This window comes from Pantoea sp. ICBG 1758, from assembly GCF_002928325.1.
Lineage (GTDB): Bacteria > Pseudomonadota > Gammaproteobacteria > Enterobacterales > Enterobacteriaceae > Pantoea > Pantoea eucrina.
Genome location: NZ_POWL01000001.1, coordinates 43,360 through 58,179 on the forward strand (window position 1 = coordinate 43,360; position 14,820 = coordinate 58,179).

Below are 14,820 nucleotides of genomic sequence, written 5' to 3' on the forward strand. Positions count from 1 at the left end.
GCCGCTCCTTCTGACGCTATTCCAATACCCCTGTATAAGCCGAGGAGGCTGACATGATCGAAGTTAATTCATTTGCTGAACTGCGTACCACTGCACCTGCTAAAAACGGCGATTCTGCGTTTTTGCGCCGCTACAATGCGGACTCAAACTTTCGCGGTGGCGGTGACTTTACCGGTTTTATCGGGACGACCACGGCGGCTGACGATGGCGGTACGCTGGCGGTCGGTAATGGCTTCTACTGGAAGCGCGTGATCAACGACCCGGCAGACCTCAACGTCTACCACTTTGGTGCGAAGGGAGATGGCTACGCCAATGACACCGAACCCTTCAAACGCATGCTGGCGTGGACCCAGGGCTACAGCGGCAATATCCGCGATCTGCCGGTGCGCTTTCCGGGCGGTAAATTCCTGATTAACCCGATAGATATCAGTGATACTGAGGTCGCCTTCTTTGGCCTGCAGGGGGATGATGTGGAGCTGGGTTCGCTGCCGCGTACCACGATCATTTCCGACAAGAGCGCCAATACGGTGTTCAAAGTGAAGGCGCGCCGCACCGCGATCAAGGGGATTACCTGGCACGGTCAGGCGTCCGCCGACACCACCGCCAACACAGGTACCATTACAGCCGAGCTGTGTACCAACGTGCAGCCCTTCTTCGAAAACACCTGCATCGAAGGCTCTACGGTAAATATCTACTGTTTCCGCGCGCAGAATAGCGGCGGGACCGTCATTAAAGTGCTGGATACCCTCGACAGTAAGTTTGACCAGATCTACACCCTGTGGACCTACGGGCGCGTATTCGACATCGGCTGGTCAAACTCGCCAAAAGGTAAGTGGGACCACTCCACCGCGATTGAGATCTGCAACTGTAACTTCCAGACCGGTTACGGTGACGCCACGCTCTATATGCCGCGCGTGACGCAGGGCATTATGCGTAACGTCTGGATTGAGCATACGCGTAACCCTGGCGATCTCTCCGACGGCGGCTGGACCATCGATACGCTGAACATTGAGGATTGCGGCTCGCCGTTTAACCTCAATAACGCCCGCGTGATCATGCGCCAGATTGGCCTGCAGTCGGGTGCCACTATCTCCAACGACCTGGCGGGCACGCGCTGGCTCTCGACGTTTGAGTATGGCTACCGGCGTGAGGAGAACCACGGCACTATTATCACCGGCTCCCTGCGCACGGGTTACTACAGCGGCCATAAAGTCACCAATAACACCGATACCGATAACTGGTATCGCCTGGGACAGCTCTTTTTCCCGGTGGCGAACCAGCAGTGGGTGATGGAGCTGATTGGTAAAGCGGATGCGACCCAGCCCACCGGCACGGCGGCGTCGCCGGTCAATATGGCCGGCACCGGTAAAACCTGGATCAACCTGCAGCGGCTGGATACCGTCTGGGCTGACGCCTGGCATATGGGCCAGCCTGCGGTGATGGATATCCGCTACAACCGGGTCGGCACCACCTATGCGGTGGTGTGGGTTAAGCTGCGCGCCAAAAGCGGTGATACGCTGATTAACCTGAAAACCACCGGGCCAACGCGTTTTGAGTCAGGCTCCTGCTCGCTGTTCCAGACTGACTTTTCGGTGGTGACCGATACCACCAAAATGGGCACGCTGAAGCCAGCGGCACGCTTTGGTTTTCATAACGGCGTAGCAGGCATTGGTGCCAATGAGAAAGGGGTGCTCACTGTCGCGACGGCAGCGGGTAATCCCACCAATAAAACGGCCCCTTCGGGCTTTGTGCTGGTCAATATCAACGGTGTTGATCGTAAGTTACCTTATTACGATTAAAACCAGCACGTTTTGGCGAGGCTCCGGCCTCGCCTTTTTTTTTGTGGTGGAAAACGCGCCGGCGCTGCTGAAAAAGCGGGCGGTTGAATCACCGCATCTTGACGCCGCGCGTCACATTTCCTATTTTTACTCCCCGTAGTTCCCGCCCCATTGCCGGTGTAGCTCAGTTGGTAGAGCAGCGCATTCGTAATGCGAAGGTCGCAGGTTCGACTCCTGTTTCCGGCACCAGTTAATTCCATCTCTTATAGATTATTTTTCTTCCCCTTTCAGCATCTGCATAACACAGCCTCCGGCAGACCCCAGCTGGACGTATTCTCATCCGTTGACCAGACTTAGCGTTCCCCCCGAAAAGGAGAATGCGCAATGAGTACCCGATACAAAGTGACCTATGAACATCAGGATGGCGACGTTAAAAAGCGCGAAGAGGTGATACTGGAGAGCGAAAATGAGCCTTCAGATGAAGAGGCGCATGAAGCGGTGCTGCAGGATCTTGCGATGATGAAAACTCCCGGCACCGGCGTAGATGGCGTGGCGAAGTTCGATATTATCAGTATCGCCCCGGCTGACGAGTAAAAGGGGCGGTTGCCCCTTACCCCTGCAGCAGCTTAAGCACCTGCTGCGGTTCCTGCTGCGCCTTTGCCAGCACGGAGTTACCGGCCTGCTGCAGAATTTGCTGACGCGCCATCGCTGACACTTCCTGCGCATAGTCAGCGTCTTCAATACGCGAGCGGGCTGTTGCGTAATCGGTTGTGCTCTGGCTCTGCAGCCGCTGCGCCGACTCCAGCCGGTTGGCAATCGCACCCAGCTGGCTGCGCCGGCTGTCAATCAGCGCCAGGGCGCGATCCAGCGTTGCCAGCGGATCGTCCGGGTGCTTCAGGCGGATCTCATCGCCCATCTCTGAAACACGCATCGTCGTCAGATTGGTTGAGGCATCAGTGGTTGAAGAGATGCCCGCCTGAAAATAGATCTGAATATCACCGGTGCCCTGCAGCGTTTTCAGCATGATACTGCCGCTGCTGTCGTGGGTCACAAAGGTCGCTGTTTTATCAATGCCGGTATCCGGCGCATCCATATAGTAGTTGCCGTCAGCGTCCAGTCGCAGCACGTCGCTGGCGCTCTGGCCTGAGACGTCGGTATAGCGCAACTCAACGTTTGCCGGGTCCAGCGTGACGTAAGCCGTACCGGTTACGCTGTTTACGCTGCTAAAACTGTTGATAGCGCTGCTGCTGACCGCGCTGATAGCCAGCGAGCTGCTGCCGTTCTCGTCAGTATGTGCGGCCACCGCTGCGTTAAAATATTGATAATTACCGCCGCCGTTATCAACTTCCATCACGTACTGTGAACCGCTCTGCAGCAGCCGCGCATTACTCACGCTATTTCCGCTGGCATCCGTAAAGCTGAGCGTGGCGCTGCTGGTATCGATAGCGGGCGTTTGCGTTACAGCAGCCGGTGGCGTAGCAAAATCGGCGCTGCTTTTTGTCGGGGCGCTGGTGACCTGCGCAATAACATTTCCGCTGCTGCCAAAGTCCAGCGTGGCAGCGTGATAGAGACCGCCTTGCTCAACATAATAGCTGCCGTTATCAACGGTCAGATGCGCGGCGGGCGTAGCGGCAAGCGCAGTGCCATCCGATTGCTGAAAATTAACGGCCGGAATAGCACGCGCCGCTATGGTGTTTACGCTGCTGTAGAGCGGGGCGGATGTGGCGCGGCTGATTGCCACCGTTCCGGCGGCGTTAGCGGTGTCCCAGCGGGCGCTTACCGCCGCCAGATAGTATACCGGCTTGCCGTCAGCGCCGGTGCTCTGCACATACTGCCGGTTATCCGCGCTGCTGCGCATCAGCTGCGGCGCACCTGACGAAGGCGTATAGGTCACAGTAATAGCCGGATTGGTGAAATTCATATTGGTGGCAAGGCCGGTCACGCGGTTAACCGGCGTCACTTTGCCGCTGATGCCACCAATCACCAGATCTTTCAATCCCAGCGCGCCGACGCTAAAGCCCGGCGCGGAAAGGTCCAGCATAATCTTTTCACGATCGTTGGCACCAACCTGGAAACCGATTTGTCCGGCGCTGCCGTCGAGCGTTTTGATGCCATTAAACGCAGCCGTGCTGTTCAGACGGTCGATCTCTTTCAGGTTAAGGTTGATCTCTCCCTGAATGGAGTCGGCGTCACTCTGCGAAAGGGTACCGTTCAGTCCCTGTACCGCCAGCTGCCGGATCCGCTGAACGCGGTTATTGATCTCATCCAGAGCGCCGGCAGTGGTATTTACCAGCGACAGCCCATCGCCTGCGTTGCGCTGCGCCTGCTGCAAACCGCGCTGCTGACTCTGCATCCGGTTGGCTATCGCCTGGCCTGCCGCATCATCACTTGCGCTATTGATACGCATCCCGGAAGAGAGATTACGTATCGCTGTTCCCAGCGCTGACTGGCTTTTGTTTGTGTTCTGCACCGCGTTGAGGGCAGAAAGGTTGGTTTGCAGGGAAATCATTTACTGGCTCACCGGTTGTTCTGTTGATAGCGTTATCGGCAGAAAGTGATTTTATTTTAACCATTATTTGACCTAAGTCGCTGTAGCGCTGCGGTGCTGTGATTTACAGCGGAATCGCGATCTTTTTTTACTGATATTAATCCTGGTGACCTTTACGCGTTTATCTTATCAGTCAGCGTAATATTGCTTTATTAAAGCTAATCAATCTGCATTTTAATTAACGGCAGGGTCGCTGCGTAAATTCTGTTTTCCTGACCTCCCCATTGACCCTGGCTTGTTCAGCGGAGAGAATGCCGTTTAAAGTTTTGAAACAGATCGCATTTTAAGGGCCTGAAGCCCATTGCAGTATGGCTGCGATAGCCATACTGGATTAACGCCTCCTGCTTCTCACGCGGCGCAACAGACGCAGCGGAATAATAAAAGAGCAGGGCGCACAGCACATATCATTAATGTTGCCACACGTTACGTTAAGGCCGCTGAAAAGTCGGTAAAACGATTTGCGCGACGTCGCGCCGCAGAGTGCGGCAGGTCAGTCGCTGATAACTTATTGATAAAGAATGATATCCAGCTGAAGCTAACGCTAAAGCCGCCACTCTTTGCCCGCCATCCAGCCGGATTGCAGGGTGAAGCGCAGGCAGCTGCGCGTCGTCAGCGGTATGCATTTACAAACGAATAATAAATAGTTCTGGCGTGCAGCGCTGGCGAAATTCTTATTATTACATTGAGTATTCATTTATTTAATTAGCGGAATTCCTTACTGAGGAAACTCCGAAAAAAATCCGGAATACAGTTAAGCCGGACGCAGGAATATGCCATCAGGCACGCGCGTTATCTGAACGGCAATGTTTAACGCCGCTGCGTTCGCCTTATTAATACTGACAAAACGAGTTCTGAGGTCTCATGCAAAATCCCGTAAACGACGTGTTACTGAGCGTCATTGTGCCGGTGTATAACGCGGCTGCTTATCTGGAAAGAAGCATTAATAGTCTGCTGCAGCAGACGGAAATGCGCTTTGAAGCGATTTTTATCAATGATGGCTCAACGGATACGTCGCAGGCCATTCTTGAGCGGTTTGCGCACCATCCGCAGTTTCACATCATTGAACAGTCCAATATGGGCGTCTCTGCGGCACGTAATCAGGGGCTGCGCAGCGCACGCGGTAAATTTATCTGTTTTTTAGACGCTGATGATTTTTTGCCGCACGACGCCTTTGCCACCTGGGCTGGGCTGATGCAGGAAAATATCGGCATGTGTATCGGCGAGTCGCAGCATTTTACGCCTGCCGGTGAGCCGCTGGATCAGCCTGCCAACCGTGACGCATCGCGGCAGATGAGCGCGGCGGCAGCGGTCAACGACGTGCTCTATTTCCATCCCCGTCACGGCATCTGCGACAAGGTATTTCGCGCGGACGTTATCCGGCAGCATCAGCTGCGCTTTAACGAGGAGATCTTCAACTTCGAAGATCTGCTGTTTGTGATGAACTACCTCTATCTGCTGCAGAACCAGCAGGTAATCGTCACCGAACGCGTGGTCTACCACTACGTAAAGTCGGACAACTCCGCCACCCGTTCGGCGCTGCGGGAAAAACACTTCTCCTTTGCGCGTTCGTTTGGCCGGATGAAGGCGTTTATGACCCGGCAGCACCATCGCTACTACTACCATCTCGTGCTCAAGGTCACCTCTTCCTATATCAGCAAAGGGCTCAACAGCCGTGAATTCAGCGGTGCCTTTATTGAAGAGTATATCGCGCTGTATCGCCGCAGTTTCCGCGCTTATCTCTCGTCCGGCCCGATGCTGAATCCCTGGAGCCTCTATTTCACCCTCTTTTTTGTCAGCCCGCGCGGCGTTTCACAGCTGCGCCGCCTGGCGCGTAAAGCGTAAGGGGAACCGGAATGAAAGAGAAACTCAGAAACTCAATGTGGATGATCGCTGAAAAGCTGATCGCCGTGTTTGGCCTGATTTTTGTGACCTCTTACGTCGCCAAATATGTCGGCCCGACCACCTTCGGCATTATCTCACTCTCAATGCTGATTTTTCAGTTTTTGCAGAGCATCGCGGTAATGGGCAGCGATGTCATATTGCTGAAGCGCATTGCGCAGAATCACCGTTCGGGTATTCGTCTGATGATGGCTGCCGGCCTGCTGGTGCTGGGCGTCTACAGCGTCCTGGCAATCAGCGGCATGCTGATCATGAAAGCGGAGTGGAGCCCGGACGCGGTGGTCTTTATCTGTGCCGCTGCGCTGGCCTGCCTTTTCTCGGCGCTCGATCTGGTTAACATCTACAACGAGGCGATGCTCAATGCCCGTCTCAATGTGATCGCTAACGTTATCGGGCTGGCGATCAGCCTCTCGGTGCGATTCCTTATCTCCTGGCTGGAGCTGGATCCGCACTATCTGGCGATCCCGATTGTGCTCGCCACCCTTATTCCCTTTGTCATTAAGCTCGCGCTCTTTACGCGCCAGCACCGCCATGAACCGCTGCCGGCGCTGCGTCAGCTGAAGCAATATTCGCGCTATATGGTGGCATCAGGTATGTCGCTGGTTATTTCGGCCATTGCAGTCGGCATCTATACGCGCGTCAACCAGGTAAGCGTCTCTTACTTCCTCGGCGTAAAAGAGGCGGGCATTTTCTCTGTGGCGCTGACGCTCTCCACGGCGTGGGTATTTTTACCGGCCGCGCTGCTGGCGTCGTTTTATCCCGCTTTCTTTGCCGAGCGCAACCGCGAGCGGGCGATCGTTAAAGCGCAGCAGCTGCATCTGCTGGTGATTGGCGTCTCCGCGCTGGTGATTGTGGCGATCTGGCTGCTGTCAGGCTGGTTTATTGGCCATTTTTATGGCGCTGCCTATCTGGATGCGGTAGCCCCGACGCTGTTGCTGAGCGTGGGCGCGATGTGCGGTGTGCTGAGCAGCGTGATGGACCGCTTCATTGTGAAATATAACGGCTACCGCTTCCTGATCAAAAAGACCTTCGCGGTGCTGGTTATCTGCCTGATCTCTTCACTGCTGCTGGTGCCGCATTACGGCCTGACCGGCGCTGCACTGAGCGTGGTGATTACCGAATTCGTCTCTTTCTCCCTGCTTAATTATTTTTTCACCGCGCAACCCGTGGCGCGGATCCACCAGGTTTTTTTCAACCCCAGGAAGCTATGGCAGTTATTTAGCAATTACAAAACCTCAGACAGCAAAGAGAGTTTATCATGAATGACAATCCGCTCTTCAGTATCATCATTCCCGTTTATAACTCACAAAATACCATCCGGCGCACGCTGCTGAGCGTTTTGAACCAGACGTTCAGCAGTTATGAAGTGGTGGTGGTTAACGACGGCAGCCGCGATAACAGCGCGCAGATTCTGTCTGAGTTTGCCTGTTATCCGCAGATAACCGTGCTGGAGCAGATCAACGCCGGCGTCAGCGCTGCGCGCAATACCGGGCTGTTAAAGGCGCGCGGCGACTACGTGCTCTTCCTGGACGCCGACGACTGGGTTGATGACAATTTCCTGATGAGTTTTAAGCAGAATCTCAACGCCTGGCCGGCTGAAACCGTAGACCTGATGGTTGGCCACCTGAATAACGATCGCATTGGCAAGGTTTCGCAGGCGGGCTTTTTCAGCCAGCACGATATCCCTTATGTGCTGGGCGAACTGGAGATCAGCGACAACATCGGCTATCTGCATAATAAATGCTACCGCCGGGAGATTATTGAATCCCTGAATCTGCGTTTTCTTGAGGGGATCTCAATGAGTGAAGATCTGCTGTTTAACCTGAAATATTTCAGCTGCATCAGCAACTTCCTGATTACGCCTAACGCGGCCTATCACTATGAAGATACCAGCGGCTCGCTCTCCAAGCAGAAGGTACAGTACAGTGAATTAAAGGTGCGTAAGCAGTCGCTGACCGCGCTGTATGACACCATCGTCGATAAATATCAGGCCAGCGAGCTAGATCACTTCCTGAAAGGGATCTCAAAGCGCGTGCTGGCGCTGGATATGCAGATTGTCACTGCCATGTACCACGCTTCCTTTTCACCGGCAGATATCGCAACAGAAATAGAACAGATAAAGCGCGGAAAATACTCGAAAGGTATCTTCACGCTGCTGAATAAAAATGAAAAACTGAAGTACATGATTATGAATCTGAACTCACTCACAGCGTACTATTTCCTCTATGCGTTATACAGAATGCGCGCATTCTGATCCCTGACCCTCCCGGCGTTGCCCTCCGATCTCTGTCTCTGGCAGAAGAGGGCAGCAGCCGGGAGAGACCGCTGCTTTTACTCACCGGTTACTACCTTCACTTGCACAATTTTTGTGACTCAGGTCAAATAACGTCAGGCAATCGATTGCGCGCCGGTTTTGTGCATTTTTAAAGCATAAATTTACCAGCCTGCGCATTTTTGCTGCTTTTGTGACGCGTATCTTGCGTTGTAACCCCCGCACGGTGACAAAAACGTATAGCATGAGCGCGGTTAAACGGCAGCCCGCAGCGGCTGACCGTGAACAGAGAGCCGGAGACCGGCTGCAATAATGATGAATCTGGAGAGAGTGATGAACAACTCACAAACCAGCACGCTGGCAACCGCCAGAGCGGCCAGGGGCTGGAGCAAGAGTGACACGGTGTGGATGCTGGGTCTGTATGGTACGGCGATTGGTGCCGGAGTGCTGTTTCTGCCGATTAACGCCGGCGCGGGCGGGCTGCTGCCGCTGCTGATCATGGCCGTACTGGCGTTCCCGATGACCTTCTATGCGCACCGCGCGCTGACGCGTTTCGTCCTCTCGGGTAAAAATCCGGGCGAAGATATCACTGACGTGGTGGAAGAGCACTTTGGCAGCGGGGCGGGTAAAATCATCACGCTGCTCTACTTTTTTGCTATCTATCCCATTCTGCTGATGTACAGCGTGGCCATCACCAATACCGTAGACAGTTTTATTGTGCATCAGCTTGGCCTGGTGTCGCCGCCGCGCGCGCTGCTGTCGCTGCTGCTGATCAGCGGGATGATGGTTATCGTGCGCTTTGGCGAGCAGATGATCGTGAAGGCGATGAGTATTCTGGTCTTTCCGTTTGTTGCCGTCCTGATGCTGCTGGCCGCCTGGCTGGTTCCGCACTGGCACGGTGCCGCGCTGCAGACGCTGTCGTTTAGCGAGGCAACGGGCAGCGGCAATCTGTGGATGACGCTGTGGCTGGCCATTCCGGTGATGGTTTTTTCATTTAACCATTCGCCGATTATCTCGTCTTTTGCCGTCGCAAAACGCGACGAATATGGCGCCGGTGCGGAAAAACGCTGCTCGCGCATACTGGCCAGCGCGCATCTGATGATGGTGGTCACGGTGATGTTTTTTGTGTTCAGCTGCGTGCTGAGCCTGTCGCCAGCCGATCTGCAGGCGGCCAAAGCGCAGAACATTACCATTCTTTCTTATCTGGCTAACCATTTTCAGGTGCCGATGATCGCCTGGCTGGGTCCGATTGTCGCGATGGTGGCGATCACGAAATCGTTCCTGGGTCACTACCTGGGGGCGCGCGAAGGCTTTAACGGCATCGTCACCAAATCGCTGCGCAGCCGGGGTAAAGCGATCGCGCCGCAGAAGCTGAACCGGCTGACCACGCTGTTTATGCTGCTGACCACCTGGCTGGTGGCCACGCTGAACCCCAGTATTCTTGGCATGATTGAAACGCTGGGCGGGCCGGTTATCGCGGCAATCCTGTTTTTGATGCCGATGTATGCGATTCAGAAAGTGCCGGCAATGCGCCAGTACAGCGGGAAAATCAGCAACCTCTTTGTGGTGATTATCGGAGTGCTGGCGATCTCTTCTGTCGCCTGGTCGCTGTTCAACTGACCGCAGCCGGGTCGCCGTCACCGGCGGCCCGGCCGTGGGCATTACGCCAGCGCGGTTTTAAACACGCTCATTGACTGCGCCAGCCGATCGGCCTGCTCCTGCAGCGCCTGCGAGGCGGCAGATGCTTCCTGCACCAGCGAGGCATTCTGCTGCGTCACCGCTTCCATCTGCGTAATAGCCTGATTAATCTCACCAATGCCGCTGCTCTGTTCGCTGCTGGCAATGGTAATTTCGCTCATAATCTCAGCCACGCTCTGCACGCTGCTGACGACTTCACTTATGGTAGATCCGGCGTGCGTCACCAGGCGGCTGCCTTCATCAACTTTGGTCACGGAATCTTCAATCAGGACTTTAATCTCTTTAGCGGCGGAGGCGGAGCGCTGGGCCAGGTTACGCACTTCCGATGCCACCACGGCAAAGCCGCGTCCCTGTTCGCCGGCACGCGCTGCCTCAACGGCGGCGTTAAGCGACAGAATATTGGTCTGGAAAGCGATAGAGTCGATGACGCTGATAATATCGACAATCTTCTTCGAGGAGTAAGTAATCGCCTCCATTTTATCGATAACCTGCTCCATCACCACGCCACCCTCTTTAGCCACCTCAGAGGTTTTTGAGACCAGCGAGTTTGCTTCGCGCGCGTTATCGGCGTTGTGCTTCACGGTCGCGGTCATCTGCTCCATCGCGGAAGCGGTCTCTTCCAGCGAGCTCGCCTGCTGCTCGGTGCGCGAAGAGAGATCGATATTGCCGCTGGAGATCTGATTAGAGGCGACGGCGATGGTATCGGAGCCGGCGCGCACGTTAGAGACGATGGTCATCAGATTGTCGTTCATGGTCTGCAGCGCCTGCATCAGCACGCCGGTTTCATCTTTACTGCGGACCGTTATGCGCGAGCTGAGATCGCCGGCGGCAACTTTGCTGGCGACGGCGACAGCTTCATTAAGCGGACGCACGATGGAACGGGTCAGCAGCAGGCCCAGCAGCACGGCAGCCGCGATGGCGATAGCCGTAAAAATAACGGAAACCTGAATCGCCGTGGTGCCATCTTTAATGATGCCTACTCCCTCCTGATGCAGCTGGCTGGCCTGAGAGTCGGCAAAAGCGGCCGCGCTGAGCAAAAAGGTGTTTTGCGTCTGGGTAATCTTCTTCAGCACGTAGTTGCTGGCTTCATCTGTCTTGCCGTCCCGCACCAGCGCCAGCACATCATTTTTTTGCTGTTCAAACAGTTTGCTGGCGGCAAGTAATCCGGCAATTTTCTTTTTACCTACCGGCGTAACCTGAATGGCCTCAATTTTTTTCATCGCGCTGTTGGTCTGCGCCGTCGCATCCGCAAGCTGAGCAAAGCGTTTAACGTTATTTTCCGGTCGGGTGGTATCAATCACGATACCGCGCAGATATTTTATCTGGTCATTCACGCCATCGCGCACGTCGAAGCCGAGGCGAACCTTAACAAAACGATCTTCTACAATGGAGGTAATGCCGGTTTTAATATTGCTGATTTTCAGCCACGACGTAACGCCCACCACCATTAACAGGGCCACTACCAGGCCAAAGGCGATGCCCAGGCGTACCCCGACTTTCATATTCTTGATGCTCAACATTGGTTCTCCCTGTTTGCCAGAAATCAGACAGTAATAGGATGCGTCAGCAAATGATTAATTTGCTGCGAAAGACTGTTTTTAAAAGAAAAATGGAAATCTGTCTGCGCAGGTTATCCCTGAAAACGCCAGCGCAGGCGCAACAGTTATCGGTAACTAATATATTTACTTTAATTTTTGCGCGCGGTAGCGAAGATCGGTTAGCAGTACTAAATGATGGTAAATAAGCGGTACTGTTTCAGGGCGGAAGGAATAGCCGCAATAAAAAAGGCGCGATAGTCGCGCCTTAAAGGGAAGGGGGAACAGGGCGGATTTAGCGCTGTTTTTCCAGCACGCTGAAAATGGCACTGGAGAGCTCATTGATCTCGAATTTTGCCACATAACCATCGGCGCCCACTTTACGCACGTGATCTTCATTGGCGCTGCCGGAAAGCGAAGAGTGGATGACGACCGGTATATGGCGCAGTGTGTCATCACGCTTGATATTACGCGTCAGCGTGAAGCCATCCATCTCCGGCATCTCCAGATCGGTCAGAACCAGGGCGATTTTATCGTGAATCGATTCGCCGCTGGCCTGCGCTTCTTTCTTCATTTCGTTGATTTTTATCCACGCTTCCAGGCCGGTATTGTGCATCAGGGCCGGAATACCCATGCTTTTCAGTCCCTGTTCGAGCAGCTGGCGGGCCACTTTAGAATCTTCCGCCACGATAGCGACTGCGCCCGGCTTCAGGTTAAAGTTTTTCGCGGTCTTAGCGTCAGGCTCAACGCCGCGCACCGAAGGAATAATGTCATAGAGGATCTGCTCTACGTCGAGTACCAGCGCCAGATTGTTGCTTTCGCCATCGCTGTCAAGACAGGCGATACTGGTGATATTGCGGCTGCTGATCCCCGCTTCTGCGGTATGCACCTGACTCCAGTCGAGACGCACAATATTCTCTACCGACTCCACCGCGAACGCCTGAGTACTGCGCGCATATTCAGTAACCAGCAGCAGATTCAGACCGGTTTCCGGCTTGCAGCCGGTTACGGCCGGCAGATCGATAACCGGAATAAACTGCCCCCGGATACTGGCCATACCCAGCAGCGGCGAGTTCATACCGGCCGCGCGCGTAATCGCCGGCATCGGCACAATTTCGCGCAGCTTGAACACGTTGATGCCATACAGCTCAGATTTGCCTTTCAGCCGATCGGAACCCAGCCGAAACAGCAGCAGTTCAAATTTGTTGGACAGCGCCAGGTTTGCGCGTTCGTCGATCTCTTTCTGAAAATTATCCATCATGGCCTCGGGGCAGAATCTGGGCGGAGCAGGGAGAGGGCGGAAGTGCCATGATTAACTTATCGGCAGGGCGCGCGAAAAATGAAGGGAGAAGGGGAAGATTTAGCGCAAGGGCGCGATCGCCCTCACGCTATGGCCATGCTATTTCAGGAGAATCGCGCGTACGCTTTTCCCTTTGATTTTGCCCTCTTTGAGCCTGATCAGCGCTTTTTTCGCCTGCGCTGCCGCAATAGCGACATAGGCGTGCGACGGTGTCAGGTCAATTTTACCGATCTGATCGGCGCTGAAGCCCGCTTCGCCTGTCAGCGCGCCCAGGATATCACCCGGACGGATTTTTGCTTTGCGTCCGCCATCAATACAGAGTGTCATCATGGCCGCAGGAAGCGCCTGTGCCGCTCTGCCTTTTAAGGTAGCGGCCGCCACCCAGTTAAGTTTCTGCTGCAGGTAATCCTCCAGCGCATGGGCGCGAGCCATGCCGTCAGGTGCCACAAAGCTCACCGCGAGCCCTTTTTCACCCGCTCGCCCGGTGCGACCAATGCGGTGCAGGTGCACTTCTGGATCCCACGCCAGCTCAAGGTTGACGACCAGCGCCAGCGATTTGATATCCAGACCGCGTGCGGCTACGTCGGTGGCGATCAGGACGCGGCTGCTGCCGTTGGCAAAGCGGATCAGCACGCGCTCACGATCGCGCTGTTCCAGATCGCCATGCAGCGCCAGCGCGCTGATATCGCGATCGTTCAGCGCAGCGGCAATATCATCGCACTCGCGTTTGGTGTTGCAGAACACCACGCAGGAGGCGGGCTGGTGCTGACTCAGCAGGGCGCACAACAGGTTAACGCGCTCGCCTGCGCTCGCTTCGATAAACTGCTGCTCAATCGCAGGCAGCTCCGCTTCGGTTTCCGTTGCAACCGCCAGCGCGTCGCGCTGAAAGCGCTGGCTCAGGCTGGCAATGGTGTCAGGCCAGGTGGCGGAGAAAAGTAGCGTCTGCCGTGCCGCGGGCGTGAAGCCAATAATCGCTTCCATATCGTCGCGGAAACCCATCTCCAGCATGCGGTCGGCTTCGTCGAGCACCAGCGTCTGCAGCTGGCTGAGATCGAGATTGTCGCGCTTAAGGTGATCCAGCAGTCGGCCTGGCGTGCCGACGACGATGTGCGGGGCATGCACCAGCGAATCGCGCTGTGTGCTCATCGGCTGGCCGCCACACAGCGTGAGAATTTTAATATTGCGCGTAAAACGTGCCAGCTGACGCAGCACATTGCTGACCTGTTCAGCCAGTTCACGCGTCGGGCAGAGCACCAGCGCCTGGGTATGAAACTGGCTGTTGTCGATACGATTAAGCAGGCCGATACCGAACGCAGCGGTTTTGCCGCTGCCGGTCTTCGCCTGCGCACGCACATCGCGGCCGGCAAGTATGGCGGGAAGCGACGCTGCCTGGATAGGCGTCATCGCATCAAAGCCCATATCGCGCAGGTTGTCGAGCTGGCTGGCGGGCAGTTGCGTCAGGGTTGAAAAAGCAGTCACAAAGATGTCTCAGATAGGAGGGAAGATAACGCGGCCAGTCTGGCAGAAAGCCACGCGGGCAGCAACGGTAATTCGCCTGATGCATACGGCCGGAGAGAGAACAAAAGCCTGTCCCGCATCAGGGGGGTTATTGTTGCAAAGTTTTAATAAGTTATTATCCGTAACGATCCGTTGGCGTATAAAAATCACTCAGCAAATAAGGAGATTAACGCTTTTAGTGCGTTTTTCAGCGGCAATTTAAGATAAATTTTCCCCGGGTCAGGCTTATATATTACGCAGCATAAGGAAATTCTTATTAAAAACCCTTGTTG

At 54.9% G+C, this 14,820-nt stretch carries 10 protein-coding genes and 1 tRNA gene; 7 read left to right on the forward strand and 4 right to left on the reverse strand.

The window, feature by feature from the left end:
- Positions 1 to 53: 53 nt before the first annotated feature.
- The 3 genes from C1Y41_RS00240 to C1Y41_RS00250 all read left to right on the forward strand — a co-directional run bounded on the left by C1Y41_RS00240 (position 54) and on the right by C1Y41_RS00250 (position 2,372).
- A complete protein-coding gene (locus C1Y41_RS00240; RefSeq protein WP_104084605.1) occupies positions 54 to 1,799 on the forward strand; it encodes an amylovoran biosynthesis protein AmsF in 1,746 nt (581 codons plus the stop codon).
- A gap of 152 nt (positions 1,800 to 1,951) precedes the next feature.
- Positions 1,952 to 2,027 (forward strand) — tRNA-Thr (locus tag C1Y41_RS00245).
- A gap of 135 nt (positions 2,028 to 2,162) precedes the next feature.
- Positions 2,163 to 2,372 (forward strand): hypothetical protein, encoded by a 210-nt coding sequence (locus C1Y41_RS00250; RefSeq protein WP_039382899.1) that lies wholly within the window; start codon positions 2,163 to 2,165, stop codon positions 2,370 to 2,372.
- A 16-nt stretch (positions 2,373 to 2,388) separates the two neighbouring features.
- Here the strand turns inward: C1Y41_RS00250 and C1Y41_RS00255 are convergent, their stop codons facing one another.
- Complete coding sequence (locus tag C1Y41_RS00255) at positions 2,389 to 4,287, reverse strand: flagellin (protein ID WP_039382900.1); 1,899 nt, start codon at positions 4,285 to 4,287, stop codon at positions 2,389 to 2,391.
- 900 nt (positions 4,288 to 5,187) lie between these two features.
- Here C1Y41_RS00255 and C1Y41_RS00260 point away from each other — a divergent pair.
- The 4 genes from C1Y41_RS00260 (at position 5,188) to C1Y41_RS00275 (ending at position 10,117) form a co-directional block, all read left to right on the forward strand.
- Positions 5,188 to 6,168 carry a glycosyltransferase family 2 protein gene (locus C1Y41_RS00260; protein ID WP_104084606.1) on the forward strand — a complete coding sequence of 327 codons (981 nt, stop codon included), beginning with the start codon at positions 5,188 to 5,190 and terminating at the stop codon, positions 6,166 to 6,168.
- 11 nt (positions 6,169 to 6,179) lie between these two features.
- Complete coding sequence (locus tag C1Y41_RS00265) at positions 6,180 to 7,487, forward strand: flippase (RefSeq protein ID WP_071668493.1); 1,308 nt, start codon at positions 6,180 to 6,182, stop codon at positions 7,485 to 7,487.
- Positions 7,484 to 8,479 (forward strand): glycosyltransferase family A protein, encoded by a 996-nt coding sequence (locus tag C1Y41_RS00270; RefSeq protein ID WP_104084607.1) that lies wholly within the window; start codon positions 7,484 to 7,486, stop codon positions 8,477 to 8,479. The genes C1Y41_RS00265 and C1Y41_RS00270 overlap by 4 nt, the downstream gene beginning before the upstream one ends.
- 351 nt (positions 8,480 to 8,830) lie before the next feature.
- Complete coding sequence (locus C1Y41_RS00275; RefSeq protein WP_104084608.1) at positions 8,831 to 10,117, forward strand: HAAAP family serine/threonine permease; 1,287 nt, start codon at positions 8,831 to 8,833, stop codon at positions 10,115 to 10,117.
- A gap of 41 nt (positions 10,118 to 10,158) precedes the next feature.
- Here the strand turns inward: C1Y41_RS00275 and C1Y41_RS00280 are convergent, their stop codons facing one another.
- The 3 genes from C1Y41_RS00280 to dbpA form a co-directional block, all read right to left on the reverse strand.
- Positions 10,159 to 11,715 (reverse strand): methyl-accepting chemotaxis protein, encoded by a 1,557-nt coding sequence (locus tag C1Y41_RS00280; protein ID WP_104084609.1) that lies wholly within the window; start codon positions 11,713 to 11,715, stop codon positions 10,159 to 10,161.
- 310 nt (positions 11,716 to 12,025) lie between these two features.
- Positions 12,026 to 12,988 carry a chemotaxis protein gene (locus C1Y41_RS00285; RefSeq protein ID WP_039382912.1) on the reverse strand — a complete coding sequence of 321 codons (963 nt, stop codon included), beginning with the start codon at positions 12,986 to 12,988 and terminating at the stop codon, positions 12,026 to 12,028.
- A 141-nt stretch (positions 12,989 to 13,129) separates the two neighbouring features.
- The gene (gene dbpA / locus C1Y41_RS00290) at positions 13,130 to 14,509 is read right to left on the reverse strand and encodes an ATP-dependent RNA helicase DbpA (RefSeq protein ID WP_104084610.1); all 1,380 of its coding nucleotides are present in this window, start codon (positions 14,507 to 14,509) and stop codon (positions 13,130 to 13,132) included.
- Positions 14,510 to 14,820 lie beyond the last annotated feature (311 nt).